This window comes from Dehalogenimonas sp. THU2, from assembly GCF_039749495.1.
GTDB lineage: Bacteria > Chloroflexota > Dehalococcoidia > Dehalococcoidales > Dehalococcoidaceae > Dehalogenimonas.
In genome coordinates, this window is the sequence record NZ_JBDLLU010000008.1 from 1 (window position 1) to 22,240 (window position 22,240).

Annotated in this window: 19 protein-coding genes and 1 pseudogene; 5 read left to right on the forward strand and 15 right to left on the reverse strand. The window is 59.7% G+C overall.

Annotated features, from left to right (window positions below):
- Nucleotides 1-412 (forward strand): annotated as a pseudogene (locus ABFB09_RS05380) (hypothetical protein); the annotation flags it as partial.
- 208 nt (nucleotides 413-620) lie between these two features.
- Entirely contained in the window at nucleotides 621-1,700 is a 1,080-nt protein-coding gene (locus tag ABFB09_RS05385) for a histone deacetylase (protein WP_347000479.1), read from the forward strand.
- A gap of 128 nt (nucleotides 1,701-1,828) precedes the next feature.
- Here the strand turns inward: ABFB09_RS05385 and ABFB09_RS05390 are convergent, their stop codons facing one another.
- The 10 genes from ABFB09_RS05390 to gatB all read right to left on the reverse strand — a co-directional run bounded on the left by ABFB09_RS05390 (nucleotide 1,829) and on the right by gatB (nucleotide 13,664).
- Nucleotides 1,829-2,737 (reverse strand): cation diffusion facilitator family transporter, encoded by a 909-nt coding sequence (locus tag ABFB09_RS05390; protein ID WP_347000480.1) that lies wholly within the window; start codon nucleotides 2,735-2,737, stop codon nucleotides 1,829-1,831.
- A 99-nt stretch (nucleotides 2,738-2,836) separates the two neighbouring features.
- The gene (gene secF / locus ABFB09_RS05395) at nucleotides 2,837-3,733 is read right to left on the reverse strand and encodes a protein translocase subunit SecF (RefSeq protein ID WP_347000481.1); all 897 of its coding nucleotides are present in this window, start codon (nucleotides 3,731-3,733) and stop codon (nucleotides 2,837-2,839) included.
- A complete protein-coding gene (gene secD / locus ABFB09_RS05400) occupies nucleotides 3,726-5,072 on the reverse strand; it encodes a protein translocase subunit SecD (protein ID WP_347000482.1) in 1,347 nt (448 codons plus the stop codon). The genes secF and secD overlap by 8 nt, the downstream gene beginning before the upstream one ends.
- A 138-nt stretch (nucleotides 5,073-5,210) precedes the next feature.
- A complete protein-coding gene (locus ABFB09_RS05405; RefSeq protein ID WP_347000483.1) occupies nucleotides 5,211-6,722 on the reverse strand; it encodes an HD domain-containing protein in 1,512 nt (503 codons plus the stop codon).
- Between the two features lie 166 nt (nucleotides 6,723-6,888).
- Nucleotides 6,889-9,315: a primosomal protein N' gene (gene priA / locus ABFB09_RS05410; RefSeq protein WP_347000484.1), complete on the reverse strand. Its 2,427-nt coding sequence runs from the start codon at nucleotides 9,313-9,315 to the stop codon at nucleotides 6,889-6,891.
- A 17-nt stretch (nucleotides 9,316-9,332) separates the two neighbouring features.
- Nucleotides 9,333-9,689, reverse strand: a complete 357-nt coding sequence (gene rplS, locus ABFB09_RS05415) for a 50S ribosomal protein L19 (protein WP_347000485.1) — start codon at nucleotides 9,687-9,689, stop codon at nucleotides 9,333-9,335.
- Between the two features lie 106 nt (nucleotides 9,690-9,795).
- Nucleotides 9,796-10,551, reverse strand: coding sequence for a tRNA (guanosine(37)-N1)-methyltransferase TrmD (trmD, locus tag ABFB09_RS05420; RefSeq protein ID WP_347000486.1), 756 nt, complete (start codon nucleotides 10,549-10,551; stop codon nucleotides 9,796-9,798).
- A gap of 556 nt (nucleotides 10,552-11,107) precedes the next feature.
- Complete coding sequence (locus ABFB09_RS05425) at nucleotides 11,108-11,941, reverse strand: SAM-dependent chlorinase/fluorinase (protein WP_347000487.1); 834 nt, start codon at nucleotides 11,939-11,941, stop codon at nucleotides 11,108-11,110.
- 30 nt (nucleotides 11,942-11,971) lie between these two features.
- Nucleotides 11,972-12,190: a preprotein translocase subunit SecG gene (gene secG, locus ABFB09_RS05430; protein ID WP_347000488.1), complete on the reverse strand. Its 219-nt coding sequence runs from the start codon at nucleotides 12,188-12,190 to the stop codon at nucleotides 11,972-11,974.
- A gap of 4 nt (nucleotides 12,191-12,194) precedes the next feature.
- Complete coding sequence (gatB, locus tag ABFB09_RS05435; RefSeq protein ID WP_347000489.1) at nucleotides 12,195-13,664, reverse strand: Asp-tRNA(Asn)/Glu-tRNA(Gln) amidotransferase subunit GatB; 1,470 nt, start codon at nucleotides 13,662-13,664, stop codon at nucleotides 12,195-12,197.
- Between the two features lie 501 nt (nucleotides 13,665-14,165).
- On the opposite strand from gatB, the gene ABFB09_RS05440 reads away from it, so the two are divergent.
- The 3 genes from ABFB09_RS05440 to ABFB09_RS05450 all read left to right on the forward strand — a co-directional run bounded on the left by ABFB09_RS05440 (nucleotide 14,166) and on the right by ABFB09_RS05450 (nucleotide 17,135).
- Complete coding sequence (locus ABFB09_RS05440; protein WP_347000490.1) at nucleotides 14,166-14,969, forward strand: hypothetical protein; 804 nt, start codon at nucleotides 14,166-14,168, stop codon at nucleotides 14,967-14,969.
- A 100-nt stretch (nucleotides 14,970-15,069) separates the two neighbouring features.
- Nucleotides 15,070-15,753 carry a response regulator transcription factor gene (locus tag ABFB09_RS05445; protein ID WP_347000491.1) on the forward strand — a complete coding sequence of 228 codons (684 nt, stop codon included), beginning with the start codon at nucleotides 15,070-15,072 and terminating at the stop codon, nucleotides 15,751-15,753.
- Entirely contained in the window at nucleotides 15,750-17,135 is a 1,386-nt protein-coding gene (locus ABFB09_RS05450; RefSeq protein WP_347000492.1) for a HAMP domain-containing sensor histidine kinase, read from the forward strand. The genes ABFB09_RS05445 and ABFB09_RS05450 overlap by 4 nt, the downstream gene beginning before the upstream one ends.
- A 10-nt stretch (nucleotides 17,136-17,145) precedes the next feature.
- Here the strand turns inward: ABFB09_RS05450 and ABFB09_RS05455 are convergent, their stop codons facing one another.
- The 5 genes from ABFB09_RS05455 to ABFB09_RS05475 form a co-directional block, all read right to left on the reverse strand.
- Nucleotides 17,146-18,015: an ABC transporter permease gene (locus ABFB09_RS05455; RefSeq protein WP_347000493.1), complete on the reverse strand. Its 870-nt coding sequence runs from the start codon at nucleotides 18,013-18,015 to the stop codon at nucleotides 17,146-17,148.
- Nucleotides 18,008-18,958, reverse strand: coding sequence for an ABC transporter ATP-binding protein (locus ABFB09_RS05460; RefSeq protein WP_347000494.1), 951 nt, complete (start codon nucleotides 18,956-18,958; stop codon nucleotides 18,008-18,010). Before ABFB09_RS05460 ends, ABFB09_RS05455 begins: the two co-directional genes overlap by 8 nt.
- The gene (locus tag ABFB09_RS05465; RefSeq protein ID WP_347000495.1) at nucleotides 18,955-19,494 is read right to left on the reverse strand and encodes a PadR family transcriptional regulator; all 540 of its coding nucleotides are present in this window, start codon (nucleotides 19,492-19,494) and stop codon (nucleotides 18,955-18,957) included. Before ABFB09_RS05465 ends, ABFB09_RS05460 begins: the two co-directional genes overlap by 4 nt.
- Before the next feature lie 207 nt (nucleotides 19,495-19,701).
- Nucleotides 19,702-21,615 carry a molecular chaperone DnaK gene (gene dnaK / locus ABFB09_RS05470; RefSeq protein ID WP_347000496.1) on the reverse strand — a complete coding sequence of 638 codons (1,914 nt, stop codon included), beginning with the start codon at nucleotides 21,613-21,615 and terminating at the stop codon, nucleotides 19,702-19,704.
- A gap of 93 nt (nucleotides 21,616-21,708) precedes the next feature.
- Entirely contained in the window at nucleotides 21,709-22,224 is a 516-nt protein-coding gene (locus ABFB09_RS05475) for a nucleotide exchange factor GrpE (RefSeq protein WP_347000497.1), read from the reverse strand.
- Nucleotides 22,225-22,240: the final 16 nt, after the last annotated feature.

A 22,240-nucleotide genomic window follows, 5' to 3' on the forward strand; every position in this document is an offset into this window, starting at 1 on the left:
CACCAATGTACCGGTCAAACCGACGTTTGACTGGGCTGACGTCCCCGGTGCCGTCTCCTACGAAGTCTGGGTTGACACCAAGGCTGACTTCAGCACCGCCGTCAAGGCCACCACCCCGATCTCGGCTTACGCCTGGACCGGCGCTAACCTGGCCAACAACACCTCCTACTACTGGCAGGTACGCGCGGTAACTGGTTCCGGTACATCCGGATGGGTAACAAGCGTGTTCACTACTGAACTGGCTGCGCCTCCTGTGGTCACCGTGACCCAGCCAGCCCCCACTCAGACGAACATCACCCTGACCGTTCCCGCGACTGAGACCCCCAGCTACATCTGGATCATCGTCGGCATCGGCGCACTGCTGACCGTCCTGGTGATCGTGCTCATCGTCCGCACCCGCCGCGTAGTCTAACTCGTTAGACTAAACAGCAACGGATAACCAGAAGGCCCCCCGGGCAACCGGGGGGCCTTCTCTATTTTCCCCCCCACGTCATTGCGAGGCCTGTCCTGTGCTTGTCGAAGGGCTCCCGGCGAAGCGGTCTTGGTTTCTGGTTTTGACAATTAAGCCTTGGATAATGGATATTGTTCTAAGACGTTAGATATGAGGGATTGGATAATTCATGTCAACCGGTTACGTCCATCATCCCGCTTTCCTCACCCACGACGCCGGCCCTTCCCACCCGGAATCCCCGGATCGCCTGCGCGCGATAATGGGGCGCCTTGGAAGCGGCGGCATAGCTGACCGCCTGACATCCGTCGAGGCACGCCCCGCCACTCGTCTGGAACTTCTGGCCGTCCACGACGATACCTACCTGGAAGAATTGGAGAAAATGGCTGGTCAGGGCGGCGGATGGCTGGACGCGGATACGCACGTCTCGCCGGGGTCCTGGAAGGCAGCGTTATATGCTGCGGGAGGCTCTGTGGCGGCTGTAGAGGCGGTCATGGAGGGCAGGGTGTCTCATTGCATGGTATTGGCCCGCCCGCCCGGCCATCATGCCTTCAGAAATCGAGGCTCGGGTTTCTGTCTGTTGAACAACGTCGCCATCGCCGCCACCGCAGCGCGGCGAAAATACGGCCTCAACCGCGTCGCTATCATCGACTTTGACGTCCACCACGGCAACGGCACACAGGCCATCTTTGAAGGCGACCACGGCGCGTACTACGTTTCGACCCACCAGTACCCGCATTACCCGGGGACAGGGGGATTGGGGGGAGTTGATAGTTACCAGTTTCCACTTTCTAATCAATCGGAACGATCAACTATGAACTATAAACTATCAACCCCGCTAAACATCCCCCTGCCGTCCGCCTGCGGCGATAAGGAATATCTGCGAGTCTTCGACGAGATCATCCTGCCCGCCGTCCGCCGCTTCAATCCGGGCCTGATCCTCGTCTCCGCCGGCTACGACGGCCACTGGGCGGACCCTCTGGCGGGCATGAACCTGCCCGTCTCCGGCTTCGCTGCGATGGTCGGGAGGATCAAAAACCTGGCGGAAGACCTCTGTGGTGGCCGCCTGGTCTTATGCCTGGAAGGCGGCTACCACCTGGAAGCCCTGGCCGCGTCCGTCGCCGCCACCTTCCAAATCCTCCTCGGCGATTCCCAAATCGACGACCCACTCGACCCGCCCCCGGACAGGTTGAAGGCATCACCCGACATATCGACTCTCATCGCGGATCTGAAGAATATCCACTACCTCTAACTTCCAACCTCCCTCTCCCTTGATGGGAGAGGGAATGAGGGTGAGGGTGAAGGGGCGGAGGGTGCGTTTGGAGATTTAGGTTTGGAATTTGGAATCTATTTTGGATTTAGAAATTAGATATTAGGATTTCACCCGTCGCGTCTTTCCCCACACTCCATCTCGCACTCATCGCACTCCTCATCACAGGGCTCCACGTGCAGCGTGATCTCCAGCCGCGGCAGGCGCTCCCTGAGGTCAGCCTCCAGGTGGTCGCACATCCGGTGGGCTTCTTCGACGGAGGCGGCGCGCGGCATCACCAGGTGCAGTTCGGCGAAGCGCTGGGCGCCGGCCTTGCGGGTGCGCAGGCTGTGGAACCCGGTCAGTTGCGCCCGGTGCTCTCGCAGCACGTCGGCGATGAGCTTTTCCTCACCGTCGGGCAGTCCCGTATCGACGATGCCGCCGAAGGACTTTTTGAGGATGTCGTAGGCCGCCTTGATGATGATCAGGGCTACCGCCATGGCGATGATTGGGTCCAGGACGGTCAGGCCGGTGAATTGTACCAGCGCCAGGCCGGTTAGAACCCCCGCGGAGGTCATAACGTCAGTCCGCAGGTGCTGGGCGTCGGCCTCCAGGGCGACAGAATCGGTGGCTTTGGCGATCTTGAAGAGGTGGCGGCTGACCAGCGTGTTGGCGATGACGGAAACCAGCATCACGGCGATGCCCCAGCCCAGCAGTTCGACCTCGGCGCCGTGGAGAATCCGCTTGACCGCCTCGTAGATGATCCAGATCGCGGCCACAAAGATCAGCACGGCCTCGACAGTGCCGGAGACGTTCTCCCACTTGCCGTGACCGAAAGGGTGCTCCCGGTCGGCGGGTTTGTCGGCGGCACGTACACCGAAGAAGGCAATGATGGCGGCCACCAGGTCCAGCGCGGAGTGGATGGCCTCTGCCAGCACGCTGACCGCGCCGGTCAAGAGCCCCACCGTCACCTTGAGGACGATGAGCAGGGTGTTGGAAGCTACCGAAAGTGACGCGGCGCGGGTTTTAGTGTTTACCATCAGCGATAATTCCTAAGCCTAAGCGCAAAATCTTGGATAAAAACACCCGGACCAGTTTTGATATTTGGACTTTGGAATTTGGATATCAGGAATCGGTGATTAAGATTTGGCCCCGATGCGTTTCTTGTCGAAATTGTCCCAGATAACCAGTATCGCCGGCGCGACAAAGACCGAATCATAGGTGCCCACTATGATGCCGATGAGCATGACCACCGCCAGGTTCTGGATGGTGGCGCCCACGAAGAGCATCAGCGCCAGCACCACGATGATGGTGGTCAGGGAGGTATTGATGGAACGGATCAGCGTTTCGGCCACGCTGCGGTTGACCACGCCCTCGAAGGTCGGGGCCACGCCGCGCAGGGCGTTCTCCCGGATCCGGTCGAAGACGACCACCGTGTTGTTGACGCTGTAACCGATGACCGCCAGGATGCCGATGATGAAGACCAGGTTGATCTCCCAGCCGAAGGCGGCGGCCAGCACGGCGTAGATGCCCAGTACGGCCACGACATCATGCAGCACCGCCACCACGGCGCCGGTGCCGTAGTGCAGCGGTTTGGGCATGCGACGGAAGGCGTAAGTCAGGTACAGCAGGATGCCCACGGAAGCCAGTCCCACGGCGATCAGGGCGATCCGGGAGGTCTGGCTGGCGATGATGGGATCCACGGATTCGAAGCTGCGTTCGGTCAGAGCGCCGAAAGCTGTTTCCAGCCCGTCCTCGAGGGTGTTTTTCTGAGCGTCGGTGATGGAAGGCAGGCGGATGATGAAATCCTCGCTGCCGGTCTCCTGGATGATGGCGGTGCCGTAACCCAGGTCTGAAAGCTCACTTCTGAGGTCGGAAAGCTCAGGGGCCGAGTCGAAAGCGACAGTCAGCAGCGAACCACTGGAAAAGTCGATACCGGATTTCAGTCCGAAGGCGCCCAGGAAAATGAGCGAGAGGACGATCAGCGCCCCGGAAAGACTGAGAAAAAGTTTACGTTTACCGATGATATTAGGCATTCTGGTCCCCTGTTTCGGTGGTGAATAGTTTGAGATTTTTAGCAGCTTTGGAGCCGATGAGCGCCCGGAGGAAGGTGCGGGTGATGAACATGGCGGTAAACATACTGGCCAGGACGCCGACACCCAGCGTCAGGGCGAAGCCCTGTACCGGGGCTCCGGCGGCTACGCTGCCGCCGACCCAGACAAGGATGGCGCAAACGATGAGGGTGGTGACGTTGGCGTCCCAGATAGCACTCCAGGCGCGGGAGAAACCGGCCTCGATGGCGGCGCCCACGGTGCGGCGGGCCCGGAGTTCCTCTTTCATCCGCTCGAAGATAAGCACGTTGGCGTCCACCGCCATGCCGATGGACAGGATGAAGCCGCCGATGCCGGCCAGCGTCAGCGTCACCGGCACCAGTTTATAGATGGCCAGTACCAGCACGACATACACCAGGAGGGCCACGCTGGCCATCAGGCCGGGCAGGCGGTAGAAGACGGTCATGAAGATCATCACCAGGATGATGCCGATAATGCCGGCCAGCAGGCTGAGATCCACGAAATCGGCGCCCAATATCGGGGAGACGGTATTCTCATAGATGACTTCCAGCGGCACCGGCAGGCGTCCGGCATTGAGCTGACGCGACAGGAGCTGGGCTTCGTTGGTGGACAGCCCGGTGATAACGCCGGAATCCGTGATGACGGTGTTGACGGTGGGGGCGATGGGGAGACCGTCGTCGCCGATGAGCGCCGTGTCGCCTTCGAAGATGCCTAGCCTGTCACCTACCAGGCGAGTGGTGACTGCCTCGGAAATGGCGGAGCCTTCACCGTTCCACTCGAAGTTGAGTTCGATGCCGCCGAACTGCCCGGTGGTGACGAAGGTGTTTTCGTTGAAATAGCTGGAATTGAGTTCCTTGACTACGCCGTCGATCTCGGCGGTGGCCGGTTTCCAGCGGCCCAGTTCGTTCACCCAGGTGGCCTCTTCATCAGCCCCGGCGATCTCACCGAAGACCAGCAGGGCGGTGGAGCCGATGCGCTGTTTCTGGGCATCGGACAGTTCCGTGCCCGGCAGTTCCACGACGATGCGGTTCTCTCCCTGGCGGGCGATATTGGGTTCGCTGACGCCCAGGGGGTTGACCCGGTTATTGATGACGCCCAGGATGCCCTCGATGGTGGCGTCCTTGTCCTCGTCGGCCACGCCGGACAGGTCGGCTTCGTAGACCAGGTGGATGCCGCCCTGTAGGTCGAGGCCGAGCTGAACAGGCTTGCCGAACAGGATGCCGTCGCCCATCGGCAGGACCACCAGCGCCGATAAAATCAGGAGCACCAGGATGGTGATAAGTCCGGGAAGATGTTTTTTCATTCTTTATTCCGAATCCAGATTAAAATCGATATTTTAGTTGGCCACAGTTTACCAGAAAATGGCGGTCTGAGCAGCCGCCGCGATTTCCTATCAGGTTAAAGTTTCGTTATCGTGTCGCCGCTCTCTGTTTAATTATTGTTAAGACCCGTTCGCCCCGCGTTCGATCAACCGGCGAGCGAACTCGATGGCTTCCTCCGGCGTGCTGATCTCCCCGGTGGCCTGCGCTTCTCCGGCGGCGGTGAGAATCGTCCCCATTTCAGGCCCCGGTCTCAAGCCGAGGCGTGATTGTAAATCGGTTCCGGTCAGGAGCCGCGGCGTCCGGGATTTTTCCAGTTGCCGACCGCGTTCGGCCAGAACATAGTTCACTATTGTAACATGTTCACGAAAGTTATCAAGCGACAGCGTCGGGCCGCGGGCGGCCAGGTGGTCGGCCAGGCTGAGATAAAGGGTGGCGACAGCCGCCTCGCCGGTGTCCCGCAGGTAGCGATAGACCGCCTTGGGGGTGGGTAAAATCGCTTCTGGACCCATCTGGTTCGGCCGCATGTGGGACTCCACCATGGCGGCGACGAATTTGGTTTCTTTTTGTGAAAATCGCAGCCGTTTCAGCATTTCCTGCGCCGTCACCGCGCCGCGGCCGGCGTGGCCGTAGAAGCGGACGCGGCCGTTGGGCGCCAGGACCTTGGTCTCCGGTTTGGCGATGTCATGGATGAGCGCGGCCAAACGGGTGAGGGCCAGCCGGGTGGTGCCGCCGTTCAGCGGGGATTCGAAATATGCGGCGGTCGATGCATCCCAGGGGATGATGCTTTTCGCTTCAGGCATAGCGTATGACCAGTCACCTCGTCGTAATACCCAGTCCAGAGAGGATACCGTTTTAAGCTGGTGACCCAGTACGTCCCAGGTGTGTTCTTTAGGTTGATCGACGCCTCGCGACGGCTCCAGTTCCGGGAATATCCGGGTCAGGAGGGAGAGCCGGTCAAGGTACTCGAATACGGCGCCCGTCGAGGGCAGGGAAAGCAGTCTCACCAGTTCTTCCCGGGTTCTTTCGCCGGCGACATTTGCGACCGATTCGGCGTCGGCGGTGATGGCAACCTCGGTGGCCGGTTCGATGGTAAATCGGAGTTCGGCGGCCAGTCTCACCGCCCGGAGTAGGCGTGCCGGGTCCTTTTGGAAAACATCGGGAGAGACGGCGCGGATGAGTCGCTTTTCCAGGTCTCGCATCCCACCCCTGGGATCTATTACCGGCAGTTCCCCTGTCGCGATGTCGAAATTTTCGAGCGGGCAGGCCAAAGCGTCGATGGTGAAGTCCCGCCGGGCGAGGTCCTCTTCCATAGTACCCCAGGCATCGCCGATATCCACCTGGCTGAAGGCGCCGCCGGCCGGGAGGGTGATGCGGAACATGCCGGCTCCCTCGTCCAGCGCGAAACAGGCGCTGCCGAGCTTGTCCGCCAGGTCGGTTATTAGGGAGGCGGTATCGCCGGATACGGCGACATCCAGATCGCACACCGGTAATTTGAGCAAAGTATCGCGGATGAATCCGCCGGCGATGAACGCCTTGACGCCTTTGGTATGAATCACCGCCGCAATGGCGGCAATGACAGCCCGCTGGCCGGGATCGTTTACGCTGATGAACGAGGGTGTTGTATCTGCCATGACGAATGCTCTAACTATACAAGCATCGGCGGGGTGGGGCAAGGGTCTTCGGATTAATTCACGTATTTCGTGTCTCTCCTTTTCGTAAAGAGCCTGTCCTGAGCGAAGTCGAAGGAGAGACTAAGAGGGATTTCGTCTCTGCCGTGCCCGCCAGGTTAAATCAGACTTAGTCCAGACCCAGTGGATCGACATCGATACCGATCCCCGCGGGGAGTCCGGCGGTTGAAAGGAATTCGGATACGCCGCAGCCTTTCACCATCACCTGCCAGCGGTAACGGCCGCCGCGCCGCGGCACGAAAGCTGGCGCCGGGCCGAGAAAATCGATGCCGGTCAGACCCCGGGCATCCCGCTCCAGGGTCAATTTATTTTTCAAGGTGGCGGCTACGGCGCGGCCTGTGCCTTCATCGACATGTTGAATCGTCAGCACGGCCAGTTCACCGAAAGGCGGGTAGCCCAGCGTTCGCCGGAATTTGATCTCCTGTTGAAAGAAACTCGGGTAGTCATGTTTGACGGCGGCGATGACGGCGTAATGCTCCGGCTGGTAGCTTTGCACCACCACCCGGCCGGGGAATTCGCCGCGCCCGGCCCGTCCGGCTACCTGGGCCAGCAACTGGAAAGTGCGTTCACCGGCGCGGAAATCCGGTAGATTGAGCGCCGTATCGGCGTTGATCACGCCCACGAGCCCGACCCGGGGCAGATCCAGCCCGCGCGCCACCACCTGGGTGCCGATAAGGATATCTGCCCGTCCGGCGCGGAAATCGTCGAAGATCTGGTATCCGGCATCCTTGCCGCGAGTGGCGTCGGAATCCCAGCGCAGGATACGGGCTTCCGGGAATTCCCGCTGTGTCTCCTCCTCCAGTTTCTGGGTACCCAGGCCCAGGTACTTGATGCGGCGGCTGTGGCATACCGGGCAGATCTCCGGCACCCGGTAACCGGCGTTGCAATGATGGCAGACCAGCCGCTTCTCAACCGGGTGATAACCCAGCGGCAGCAGGCAGTTGCGGCATTTGAGCACCTCGCCGCAATCACGGCACTGGATGAAGGTGGCGCCGCCGCGGCGGTTGTAAAACAGGATGACCTGTTCCCTGTTCCTGAGGGCATCCGTGATTTCAGCCCGCAGCTTACGGCTGAAGATGGAGAGGTTGCCGCTTTTAAGTTCTTCCCGGAGATCGATCAGGGTGACCGCCGGCAGCGCTGCTCCGGGGTGGGGGGTGAGGCGGTCCGGTAGTTCCAACAGGGTGACTGTTCCGGTGGACACCTTATGATAGCTTTCGATATCCGGTGTCGCCGAACCCAGCAGCAAGGCGGCGCCTGACTCAGTCGCCAGACGTTCAGCGACGGTGCGGGCATGATACAGGGGAGGAGTGTCCTGCTGTTTGTAGGCCCACTCGTGTTCTTCGTCCATTACGATAAGGCCTAGTTGACTCACGGGGGCGAACAGGGCGCTCCTGGGGCCGATTACGATGTCGAAGACCCCTTCGGCGATAGCCCGCCACTGGTCGAAACGTTCGCCCAGGGACAGTTTGCTGTGCAAGACCGCCACACGGCCGGGGAATCGGGCGGTGAAGCGTTCTATGATCTGGTGGGTGAGGGCGATCTCCGGCACCAAGACGATGATCTGTTTCCCTTCTTTCAAGGCATGGGCGGTGGCGTGAAGATAGACCTCCGTTTTACCAGAGCCGGTCACCCCGTGCAACAAAAACGCGGGCGTTTTGCCGGGCATTGCCGTATCGATGCCTCGGATGACAGCTTCGACGGCGGTGGTTTGGGCGGGGGTTAGGGTGGGGGGCAGCGGCAGTTCCATCGCGGCGGGCAGGCGTGGGGCGCGCCGGGATTCTTCTTTGACGGTTTCGATCAGGCCTTTCCGGGTCAAGGCAGCCAGCGCCTCGGAAATATCGCCGATCTCATCGCGCAGTGCGGCGGCGGTGTTGTTGCCGCGGGAGTTGATCAATTGAGACAAGATTGATGCCTGTTTAGGGGCTTTCGCCATCAGTTTCCCGGCGATTGCCTGCGCGGCATCGAAATCGATGATAAGGCGGACCACTGTTTCCAACCGGGGTTTGATCTTGAGTGGCTGAAGCCGGTAGCGCCGGTCGATTAGATTGTTATCGAGGAGGTGCCGCAGCGCATTGCGCGCCGCCGTTTTTCCGAAGCGTTTTTCCAGCGTTTTTTGTTCGACGGTATCGTCAAGCCTGATGTCTTCTATGATGGCGCACTCGGTCGGGGATAGGGCGACATCGCAAGGGAGTTCTGTGGTTTTGAAGATGGCTTCCGCCTTTCGTTCGAAACCGGGAGGCAGCCACAGCGCCAGCGAGGGGAATAACGGCGCCAGGTAATGGCGGCTGATAAACAGACCCGTCGCCATTTGCGCCGGGGTGAGACAGACGAGAGGATCGGTGACTCCGGCCAGGAGGCGCGTCTCGGCGAAGCGGGGGATATCGCCTACTTCCACCACAATGCCCTGGAGAGTCTTCGGCCCGAAGGGTACCAGCACAGCCTGACCCGGCCGGATATTCAACCCGGCCGGTATTTCGTAGCTGTAAGAGTTACGACCGGCGGCCGGTGAATTGACACTGACCTCGGCGTAGCGCAAGCGTTTTCTCGCTGCTTCTATTCGGTGGCTTTAGGTTCGCGCTGTTCCTTGATGCGGGCGGCCTTGCCGGACAATCCGCGCAGGTAGTATAGCTTGGCGCGGCGGACCCGGCCGCGGCGAACCACTTCGATCTTATCGACCAGCGGAGAGGCGAAGGGGAAAACGCGCTCTACGCCCACGCCGTAGGTGACACGGCGCACGGTGAAATTGCCGCCGTCTCCGCCGTTACGGGTACGCAGCACAACACCCTGGAACATCTGGATGCGTTCTTTTTCGCCTTCGACGATCCTGACATGTACTTTAACGGTATCACCCGGGTTTACCTCGGGGAAATCGGTTTTGACCGCCGCCGGTACCAACTCTGAAACTTTCATATGGGACTCCTTGTCATACCGCGCCGGGTCAACACCCGCCGGAAAAATCAGCAATGTTACAGACTGAATAGTAAATCACAAAAGGGCATTGAATAGCAAGTCGGGCTTAATCGGTGCCGCTTTCGCCGCTATCGAATTCGGCTTTTAGCTCGATCAACGTCTTCCGGTCGGTTTTCGACAATTCTGCTATATCCAATAACTCCGGTCGTATCGCCAGGGTGCGTTTCAATGATTCCCGCCGCCGCCAGCGGGCGATCTCGGCGTGGTTTCCGGAAAGCAGCACCGGGGGCACCGCCATGCCGCGGAATTCCGGCGGGCGGGTATAGTGGGGATATTCCAACAGTCCCTGGCTGTGGGACTCATCGACTTGGGATTCGCTCGAACCCAGGACGCCGGGCAGCAGGCGCGCCACGGTGTCGGTCAACACCATGGCGGGCAGTTCTCCGCCGGAAAGGACATAATCGCCGATGCTTATCTCATCGTCGATGATCGCCCGCAACCGCTCATCGATGCCCTCGTAATGCCCGGCGATGAGGATGAGGCGCGGCTTTTGCGCCAGTTCGGCGGCGATGGCTTGGGTGAACAATCGACCCGCGGGTGAGAGCAGGATGACTGGAGCCCTGGCATCGTCCAAAGCCTGCACGGTCTCGACGGCCTCGAACACCGGCTCCGGCTTCAAGACCATGCCAGCACCGCCGCCGTAGGGCGTGTCATCGACGACATGATGGCGATCATGGGTGTAATCCCGGATGTTGTGGAGCTGCATATCGAGCAGGCCGCGGTCGATAGCCCTCTTCAGGATACTGGAACCGAACGGTCCGGCGAACATCTCCGGGAACAGGGTCAATATATCGATGCGCATCGGCTGATTTTAACATAAACGCAACCCGGAAGGCGTCCCTGTTCAGTCCGGGATCCATCGACCAAGGGTATTGCTACCTGAATCGGGCGAAATCTGGAGTTTTGAAGAGCCTGGGTGAGAGGCTGAAATACTATTGACAGGATTTACTGGCTGTAACAATGTCGCAGACCGCCGCTGGGCGCGGTTAACCTGTCTTGACCTAACCCGTATTTGAGAGTATATTGAAAATGTGAGTACCGGTACTAGTACTCGCAAGGATCGAAATAACGAAAAAGGAGGATGAATGGTAGAAAGGCAAGCCGTTCTTGGGATTTGGCTCTTTCCTCAGGCACACTCCTCGCTCGGAGATGGAAAATCCTAGGTGATGTCCATAGCGGGGAGTCAGAACGAAGGTTCTTGAGCTTTCCATAGGCTGGGTTGAAATCCATCTGGTCGTATGATCAGGACGGGAAAGTAAAGAGCGAAGCAGCACTAGAGGACCAAAAAGGATCCCAGGTAACGAGAAAAGAATAAGGTTTACCAAGGTTTACACGGGCGGGTGCCGATAGCGGACTAGCTAGGCACCCGCCCTTATTTTTATATCATCGCCGACCCGGGTGCTGCACAGGGCCGCGGCACTGCCGCCTTTCAAGGCGATCTCCAGGTATCCCGCGGAACCGATGACAGCCATCAGGCCGCTGCCGTCCGCGTAAGCGTGTTTCAAGCCCTGTACCAAATGGCCGCCGAGATCGATGCGCAGGTTGGTCCCGGCTGGGAGGTCTTCGGGGCGAACGTCGGTGATGACGTTGCCGAAGTTGTCGATGTGCAGGACGTGGCCGGTCACCCCGCCGCCCGCGAGAACTTCCGGCTGGGGCAGCTTCAGCATGTTCAACCGGTTGACCGTTTCGCCGAAGGCGTTTATCTGAAACCCCTGGGACAGGAGCGCCGCCACAGGGGCCATGATGTCCCGGCCGTGGAAGGTGTCCGATACCGGCTGGCGGAAGAAACGGCTGTTGGTGACTTCCACGGCATGCGCCTCCGGGTTCAGTTTGACCTGGCGGAGGCCGCCGCTGGCTTCGACGAAATCGCCCGAGGCATACTCCTGGATCGCGTAGGAGAGCACACCGTTGTCCGGCCCCACAAAGGTCCCTGACGGCGTCCGGAGAATGACGATACGCCGGGTGGTGCCGACGCCGGGGTCCACCACCACCAGGTGAATGGCGGAACGGGGGAAGTAAGGATAGACGGTGGATAGGACGAAAGCCGCCTGAAACACATTTTGGGGCGGGATTTCATGGCTGATATCTACCAGCAGGGCCTCCGGGTTGGTGTCCAGGATGACGCCCTTCATGGCGGCGACATAGCCGCCGGCGACGCCGAAGTCCGTGGTCAGGGTGATGACGGAGTTCATTTCGCCCCCGTTCGACAATCGTTCGGGATACTAGATTATCAGCAGCACCCAGATGGACACCAGGACGAACATGATCACCAGTGCGATGGTCAACTGGAAGAGCGATTTCTCGATGCCGCGCTTGGTGCGGAAGACCGTGTCCGACTGGCCGAATATGCCGCCCAGGCCGCCGCCCCGCACCTGCAGCAGGGTCGAAAGGCCGAGGGTCACGGCGATGATGATCTGGGCGATAAGTAAAAAGGTGAGCATTGTTTTAACCTTCCTTGAGCTTCTGTTGAATTATATCGGCGGCGAGGGCCGGATTAGCCCGGCCTTTGGACAGTTTCATCATCTGTCCGACCAGGAATTTGAGCGACTGTTCTTTACCGGCGTGATAATCAGCGACGGCGGCCGGATTGGCGGAGATGATGTCCGCGGCCATGTCTTTGAGGGCGGAGTCGTCGGAGATCTGGGCAAGTCCTTTATCCTTAATGATGTCCGCGGCGGACTTGCCGGAATTGTACATCTCCTCCAGCACGGTCTTGGCGGTGGCGCTGTTGATAGTGCCTTTGGCGGTGACGACGGCCAGGCCGGCCAGGGCGGCGGGGGGCACCTTTTCGCTGAAAGCGGCGATGTCGATGTTGGCCGCGTTCATGATGCGGGAGATCTCGCCGTTGACCCAGTTGGCGGCGTCCTTGGCGGTTGCCGCCATATCCGCGCTGAGGACGGCTTCGAAATAATCCGCCGTCTCGCGGGCGGAGGTCAGCAGGGAGGCGTCGTAATCGGACAGGCTGTAATCTCGCATGAAGCGGGCCTGGCGGGCTTCCGGTAGTTCGGGCAGCCGCGACCGGACATCCTCGATCCATTTGTCGTCGAACTTAAGCGGCGGCAGATCGGGTTCCGGGAAATAGCGGTAATCGTGGGCAAACTCCTTGGAGCGCTGCGAGACCGTCTCGCCCCGGTCGTCCAGCCAGCCGCGGGTCTCCTGCTTGGCGCTGATGCCCAGGTCATAATCTTTGGATTGCCGGCCGACCTCGTACTCCAGCGCCCGGAAAACGGCGCGGAATGAGTTCATGTTCTTGACTTCCACCTTGGGGTAGAACTTCGTCTCACCAGCCGGTCTGAGCGAGATGTTGGCGTCGCAGCGGAAGGATCCCTCGTCCATGTTGGCCACCGACACGCCTAGGTAGCGCAGGATGGTGCGGAGTTTCATCAGGTACTGGCGTGCCTCTTCCGGCTCCCGCATGTCCGGCTCACTGACGACCTCCATCAGCGGCACGCCGGAGCGGTTGACGTCCACCAGGGAGTGCCCGCCGCCGAGTTCATCGCGGTGGATGAGCTTGGACACGTCTTCCTCGAGGTGAACGCGGGTGATGCCGATACGCCGCACCTCACCGTTGACGGTGACATCCAGCCAGCCGTTACGGCCGATGGGCTCGTCGTATTGGGATATCTGGTAACCCTTCACAAGGTCAGGGTAGGGGTAGTTCTTGCGGTCGAACTTGGAGTGCGGCGCGATGGTGCAGTGGAGCGCCAGCGCCGTCATCATGGTGAACTCCACGGCGCGCTTGTTGATCACCGGCAGGACGCCGGGCAGGCCGAGGCATACCGGGCAGACGCGGGTATTGGGCGGCGCGTCGGCATAGTCCGAGGCGCAGCGGCAATACATCTTGCTGGCGGTGGCCAGTTGGGCGTGGACCTCCAGCCCGATGACCGTCTCGTATTTGGTAATCGTCGTCGTCATGAAATTAACCTTGTAAGTATAGCAATACAGCCGCAGAGCGGCAACAGGCGCTCAATCACTTGTCATGACCTAAAAATAAATATGCCAAACCCGCCAAAATCCTATTGACAGCCCAGGAGTGCCGGTGTGCTACAATGCACTCTCTGATAAGCGTGTTACAGGATGAACTTGCTGATTTTGCGTTGTTTTGCCGCCTCTCGGATTTCTTCGCGTGGTTCTCCCGGATCGTCGCCTGAATTGTTTGGATTGTTTTTACTTGTCACAACGAAACAATCTCACGTTTGGCGCCTCGGATTCCAATCGTGGAAAATCGGGATTGTTTCCGAAAATAGCATCGGCGAAAAAACAAAAACCGTCATTTGCTCTCCTATATCGGTCGGCCCGAAGCTGAAACTGAAAACACCTTATTCACCTCCCTTGAGAAAATTTACAAACATTTTACATTCGGCTAATACTTGGATAATACTGGGAGTGTAGTATGGGTGTCACAAGGAGGACGATATGTCAAAGACGATTTTGAGACTGGTTTCAGGTACCGTGGTTCTGGCCGTGCTGGCTACAGGCGCGGTGGGAGTGGCGGCGGCGGATAGGACCGCAAGGGAACCGGCGCCGGCGGTCGAACGGACACAGCGTCCGGACGCCAGTGTTGCGGCGACGATCGATCAGATCATCGAACGCATCATGGAGATGCGGAACCGCAGCAATGTGGTCGCGTTGCTCGACCGGCTGGTGAAGAACGACCGGATCACCCAGGGCGAAGCCAATCAGATCCTTAAAGACTGGGACGAAAAGCATCCGCCACCGTCCTTCGCGGACATCGAAGCCCGGATCATGGCGATGAAGAATCACAATAACGTAGTCGCCGTCCTCGACCGGCTGGTGGCCAACGGCATCATCACCCAGGGCGAGGCAAACCAGCTCCTCAAGGCATGGGAAGAGGCGAACCCGCCGCCGTCCTTCGAGGATATCGAAGCCCGGATCATGGCGATGAAGAACCACAATAACGTGGTCGCCGTCCTGGATCGGCTGGTGGCCAACGGCATCATCACCCAGGGCGAGGCCAACCAGCTCCTTAAGGTCTGGGAAGAGGCCAACCCGCCGCCGTCCTTCGAGGACATCGAAGCCCGGATTTTGGCGATGAAGAACCACGACAGAGTGATAACCGTCCTCGACCGGCTGGTGGCTAACGGTATCATCAGTCAGGGTGAGGCCAACCAGTTACTTAAGGCATGGGAAGACCAGCATCCTGACTGGCAGACCGCGCCGACTCCTCCTCTGCCTACCACGTCCGCACGGACAGCGTGACCGGTAATCGCGTAGAAAGAACAGGCCGGGAGGGGAACCTGCCGGCCTGTTTCATTTACCAATCCTGCCCGTTATAATGTCGCAAAAGCCAGATAATATTATGGAAACGATCTTCATCATCGACGACGAGCCCAATATCGTCGAACTGGCACGGCTTTACCTGGAACGCGATGGTTATAAGGTACTCTCCGCCGGGAAAGGCCGCGACGGCCTGGACCAGATCGCCGCTGCCGGTCCGAATCTGATAATACTGGACGTCATGCTGCCCGACATCGATGGGTTCGAGGTCTTGAAACGTATCCGAAAAGGCAGCCAGGTACCCGTGCTGATGCTGTCCGCCCGGCGTGAGGATGTGGATAAGATCGTCGGGCTGGAAATGGGAGCCGACGACTACCTTACCAAGCCGTTCAATCCCCACGAATTGCTGGCGCGGGTCAGAGCGGTGCTGCGCCGCAGCAAGGTGATGGAACCGGCGGCCGAAGTTATCGAACTGGGCAACCTCAGGATAGACGCAGACCGCCATGAAGCCGCGGTGGCGGGATCGAAAATATCCCTGCGCAGCAAGGAATTCGCCCTGCTGCTGGCTATGGCCCGTCATCCCGGCGTGGTATTCAGCCGGGAGAAGCTCCTAAACCAGGTCTGGGGGTACGACTATTACGGCGACACCCGGACCGTGGATGTTCACGTAAACCATCTGCGCGACAAGCTGAAAGTCTCCGGCGTCGACATCGAAACGCTTCGGGGCACGGGGTACAAACTGGTGGCTCGCGAGGAGGCCGGGTGAGCCTGCGGCTGAAGCTTTTCTTCACCTATGCGCTGGTGGTGGTCGTTACCTTGCTCATCGCCGCGCTGGGCAGCGCCGTGCTGGTTCGCCAGTACGCCGACAACCTGGCGCTGGAGCGGCTCGACGATGCCGCCCGGCCTATTTCGGTGCAGGTGACCGCACTGATACGGGGGAATGTCACCCTGCCGGAACTCATCCAGAACATGCAGGAACAGGCCGATGCTTCCGGTATGTATATCCTGTGGTCTGATACCTCCGGCGACTTGGTGCGCCAACTGACGCCGCAAGGCCGGGCGATATTACAGTTTCCCGAAGGCACATTGCCCCACGGCGTCCCGCAGGGAACTACCGGACAACTGACCGACAGCACCGGGGGAGAGTATTTCTACTCGGCCTACCCGCTGGCCCGAGCGCCGGCCGGTCTGGCGCGGGCGCAGACGCTGATCCTGACGGTGCCCCGGCCTGAGGCTGCTGTGGCCTTGGCCGGGATTTTTCGCCCCTTCGCCTGGGCTGGTATCATCGCCCTTTTTGCCTCGTTGCTGCTGGCGCTCTGGCTGTCGCGTTCGGTTTATAAGCCCCTCGGCGATATCACCGCCGCCGCCGGGAAGATCGCCCTTGGGGAATATGCCCATCGCATCGATTCGAAAGAAACCGGTGAGATCGGCAAGCTGGCGAAAAGCTTCGACCGTATGGCGTCGGAGGTGGAGGCTTCACAGCTGAAGCTAAGGCATTTCGTCGCCGATGTCTCCCACGAACTGAAAAGCCCGCTGACCGCCATCCAGGGTTTTTCCCAGGCGCTCCTCGACGGCACCGCCGCCGATACGGCCACCCGTGACAAGGCCGCCAGGGTCATCAACGAAGAAGCCCGGCGCCTGCGCCGGCAGGTGGACGAACTGCTGGACCTGTCCCGCTTTCAATCCGGCCAGCTCAGGATGAGTTTCGAAAATGTGGACCTGGCTGAGGTGCTGACCCATTCGGTCGAACTCTTCAGCCTGCCCGCCGCCGACAAATCGGTAGCGCTGAAGCTTGATGTCGCGTCAGGCCTGACGGTACGGGGCGACGCCGACCGGCTGGAACAGGTCTTCAACAATCTGTTGGATAACGCCGTCAAGAATAGCCCTCAGTTCTCTACGGTCAGGGTTGCCGCACATAAAAACGGCGCCCGTATCGAGGCCACGGTCACCGACGAGGGTCCCGGCATTCACCCAGACCAGTTGGAACGCGTCTTCGACCGTTTTTACCAGGTGACCGGGGTGAGGACGGGGGTGGGGCTGGGGCTGGCCATCAGCCGCGAGATCGTGCTGGCCCACGGGGGCGGCATCGAGGCGCGGAGCGCGCCGGGGGCGGGGGTGGAGTTTGTGGTCATATTCCCGGCCGGATAAAAGACCCGGTTTACCCCGTTACATCCCGTTTACGGAACAGGTAGAAGGCGTAGGTTACGAACGCCACGCTATAAATACTTAAGACGACGGTGGCGTGTGTCACACTGGGGAGCGCATCCGACTGGCCGAAACCCATCCCTCCACTGAAGCTTGCCGGTAGATCGGCCAGCGCGGTGATGGCGCTGACATTGGCGGCCAGCAGATAGTTGGGTATATCGGCCACCCAGCCTCCGGCCAGTCCCATCAGGCCGGTTATGATGGGTTCGAAGAAGAGCACGGCGATACCCAGGGCGATGCCCGGCATAGCCGAACGTCCGGCGATGGACAGTAAGAAAGCCATGAAGATGAAAGGTATCATCACAAAGAATGTACGCCAGAACTGCAGGAACTGGTCAAAGATGTAGTCGCCGGTGATGAAGCCGAAGTCGAAGGCATTGCCGCCGATGGCTGTGGTCAGGAGGCTCATCAACATTCCGGTGAGCACGCCCACGACCATGCCGATGAGGACGAGGATGAGGACCGCGATGATCTTGGAGCCCAGCAGTTTGAACCGGCTTTCACTGGCGGTGACGGTGGTGCGGATGGTGCGCCAGTTGTATTCGCTGCCCATGGCGCTGGCCATCAGGATCACGGCCAGTATCGCGCCCAATGAGGATATCATGTTGAGGGCAAATGGCACGGCCACCGGCAGCCCCAGCACGGTCTGGATGTCGCCGCTACCCGGCCCCTGACCGCCCGGCCCGGCCGGCAGTTCGACGTTGGAAACGGCGAACAGTATCAGGTACATGATCGCCATGATGCCTATTAGAACGAAAAGCAGGGTACGGGTCATGCCGCGCTTGCGCAGCTTGAACAACTCGGCGCCGATCAGCCTATTCATGGCCTTCACCTCCGGTAAGCTCCAGGAAGACGTCCTCAAGGCTGGCGACATGTTTGACCAGCTCCGATGCGAAGATATTATTTTGGGCCAGCGCCTGGTTCACCTGGGCGCCGCTGTCCGGGGGCGCATCCACCACCAGGTAACCGGCCTCGGCTCTAACCGATTTGACCCACGGCAGACTTTGCAACACTGCTGTCGCCCCCGCCGGATCGTCCACCCGGACATGCAGCACCTGGCCGTTGGACACCAGTTCGCGGACCGGTGCGGAGGTGAGCATCTCACCCTTCTTGATGATGGCCACCCGGTCGCATACCAGTTCCACCTCGTGCAGCAGGTGACTGCACAGGAAGATAGCGCGGTCCTCCTGGGCCAGCTCCGGGATGAGGTCGCGGATCTCCTTGGTGCCGGCCGGGTCCAGGCCGTTGGTCGGCTCGTCGAGGATGATGAGCTCCGGATCTCTGAGCAGCGCCGCGGCGATGCCGAGCCGCTGTTTCATGCCCATGGAGTACGTCTGGTACTTATCCTTGGCGCGGTCCAGCAGGTTGACCCGGTCCAGCACCTGGTTGATCTTGCCGTCGGCGATACCGCCGATGCTTTTACCCAGGGCGATCAGGTTGTCGTGGCCGGAGAGGTAAGGGTAAAAAGACGGCTCCTCGATGATGGCTCCGACCCGCCGCAGGATCGCCCAGCGGTTTTCCTTGAGTTTCAGCCCGAAGATCTCGATGTCTCCGGCAGTGGGGGCGACCAGCCCCAGCAGCATGCCGACGGTGGTGCTCTTCCCGGCGCCGTTGGGCCCCAGGAAGCCGAACACTTCCCCGCGCCTGATCTCCAGGTTCATATTCTTGACCGCCGCCAGTGTGCCGAAATACTTGGTGAGGCCTGAGGTGCGCAAGATGACATCGCATGCTTCCGGATGGGGGTTGTAGCCGGGTGGTATGATCATATTCCCTTCCCTTCGATTATGGACTCGATATCCCGGGATGCCCTTTTGATCGTTTCACGTATCGCGGCTTTCTGTTCGGGATTGAGCCGATCGATCTTCCGGCCGAAGAGCTGGCGCAGATGCTGCAACTGTTCCACGGTGTCTTTCCATTCGGCCTGGTTGAAGTGACCTTTGTGCGCGGCGATATTGTTCAAACCGTCGATGATGTCGGAGTGTTTGGAAAGATATTCCAAGCCCTGCGCGGTGATGGTGTAGGTCTTTCGCCCGGTGTTTTCCACCGAGGTGACGTATCCCTGCTCCTGGAGCGTTTGCAGGATGGGATATACGCTGCCGGGGCTGGGTGTGTAGAAGCCATGGGAGCGTTCCTCCAACGCCCGGATGAGCTCGTAGCCATGCGCCGGTTTGTCCTTGAGCAGGTCGAGCAGAACGAACCTGAGGACGCCTTTTTCAAAGAACCGTTTGGCTCGCGCCGGCCCGAACGACGGCCAACGGGGCGACATGTGGCAACAGATGTGGAGCCTTTTGAACAACTTCATGCGATATATCGTAACATATCGGAATACATCGGTCAATCGTCGGACTGTGCGCTTGCCGGGAGGGGGAGAGTACCAATACTACCAATTCAAATACTACCAATGTGGGACGGCGGGACCGGGTTTGGTTAGGTGTGGGCTCACATGCGGTGATGAACTAAAAGGGAGGGGCTTTTTACCCCTCCCTTTTAGATTCGATTCTATTTCGGGTTAAACCTCGCGGAATTCACCCTCTACAGTGCCTTCGTCCTTGGGCTTTTCGCCGCCCTCGGCGCCTTCAGCGCCGGGCGGAGGCTGCTGCGCCTGCTGCTGGCTGTAGATGGCGGTGCCCAGTTTCTGCATGGCCTGGTTCAGGTCTTCCGTGGCGCTCTTGATGGCGGAGGTATCGGAACCCTGGAGTGCCTGCCGTACCGCTTCTATCTTGCCGGTGATCTCGGTGTTGAGATCTTCCGGTACCTTGTCCTTGTTGTCCCGGAGCATCTTCTCCGCCTGGTAGGCCATGGTATCGCCTTGGTTCTTGGCCTCGACCTGGTCCTTGCGGGCGCTGTCCTCGGCGGCGTGAGCCTCGGCGTCCTTCTGCATCCGCTCCACTTCTTCCTTGGATAGGCCGGAAGAGGCGGTGATGGTGATCTTCTGCTCCTTGCCGGTGCCCTTGTCCTGGGCGCGGACCGACAGGATACCGTTGGCATCGACGTCGAAGGTCACTTCCACCTGTGGCAGGCCGCGGGGGGCGGGCAGGATGCCGTCCAGCATGAAGCGGCCCAGGGTGCGGTTGTCGGCGGCCATGGGGCGTTCGCCCTGCAAGACATGGATCTCCACGCTGGGCTGGTTGTCGGCGGCGGTGGAGAAGACCTGACTCTTGCTGGTAGGGATGGTCGTATTACGGGGGATGAGGGGGGTAGCCACGCCGCCCAGCGTCTCGATACCCAGGGTCAGTGGGGAAACATCGAGAAGGAGGATGTCGGAGACCTCGCCCTTGATGACGCCAGCCTGGATGGCGGCGCCGATAGCTACGACCTCGTCCGGGTTGACGCTCATATTGGGATCTTTGCCGAATAGTTCCTTGACCTTGGCGCGGACCAGCGGCATGCGGGTTTGACCGCCGACCAGGATGACCTCATCGATCTGGGCGATGGTTTTACCGGCATCCTGAAGCGCCTGTCGAGAGGGGGCGACTGTTTTCTCGACCAGGTCCGCCACCAACTGCTCCAACTTGGAACGGGTCAGTGTAATGTTGAGGTGCTTGGGGCCGGAGGCGTCGGCGGTGATGAAGGGCAGGTTGACCTCGGTCTGCTGCACCGTGGACAGCTCCACCTTGGCCTTTTCCGCAGATTCCTTCAGGCGCTGCATGGCCGTCTTGTCCTTGGACAGGTCGATGCCCTGATCTTTTTTATACTCGGCCACCAGCCAGTCGATGATCTTCTGGTCGAAGTCATCGCCGCCCAGGTGGGTGTCGCCGTTGGTGGACTTCACCTGGAAGGTACCTTCACCCAGTTCCAAGATGGAGACATCGAAGGTGCCGCCGCCCAGGTCATAAACGGCTACCGTTTCTTCTTTTTTCTTATCGAGACCGTAGGCTAAAGCTGCGGCGGTCGGCTCGTTAACGATCCGGAGCACCTTGAGGCCGGCGATCTGGCCTGCGTCCTTGGTGGCCTGGCGCTGGGCGTCGTTGAAATAGGCCGGGACGGTGATGACCGCCTCGGTGACTGTTTCACCCAGGAAGGCTTCGGCATCGGCTTTTAATTTCTGCAGGATCATGGCTGAAAGTTCCGGTGGGGTGTATTCCTTACCGCCGAGCAGCACTTTTACCTCGTTATTAGCGCCTTTGGTCACCTTATAGGGCTTGCGCTTGGCGTCCTCTTCCACCGGCAGTTCGCGCCCGGCGGGCTCACCCCATTTGCGGCCCATGAAGCGCTTGATGCTGTAGATGGTGTTTTCCGGGTTCAAAACGGACTGGTTCTTGGCCTGGCGGCCGACCAGTCGCTCGCCGTTCTTATTGACGGCGACCACCGAAGGCACCAGTGTGCCGCCTTCGGCGGAAGGGATGACTACCGGTTCGCCAGCCTGAATGACGGCGACCTCGGAATTGGTGGTACCCAGATCGATACCGACTACTTTACCCATGATTGAGAATCCTCCTTAATAATTGCACTATTCGATTATACTACCCAGAATTATCAGTACCAAGCCTTCAGCTTTCAGCCTTCAACCAAACGACTAGGATATATCTTCGCAGGACACCTTGACCTGTGCCTGCCTGAGTACCTTGTCTTTGAACATGTAACCGGCCATCAGTTCTTCAACGATGATGCCTTCCTCACCGGCGCAGCGGAGCACCGCTTCATGGAGGCCGGGGTCGAAGTGTTCGCCCACAGTTTTCATGGGCGTCACGCCCTCCCTGGCTAGGAGTTGTCGGAACTTCTTTTCGATCAGCGCCATGCCCTGTACCCAGGACTCGCCGGCCAGATGCTCCGGAACCGCCGCCAGGGCGCGGGAATAATCATCCAGCACCGGAAGTATGGCAAGGAAAGCCAGGCTCTTGCCCAGACCGACGGATTCCATTTTTTCCAGATCGGTGCGGCGTTTATAGTTAATGAAATCGGCTTGAGCGCGTTTGAAATTGTTGAGATTGTCCTCCGCCCGAGCCTTTTCCTGCTCCAGCGTCTTCTGAAGAGAATCGAAATCTTCCTGTAGCGCTTCGCCTCCATTCTGTTCCTGTTTATCCTGTACCATCGATACCCCTTTTCAA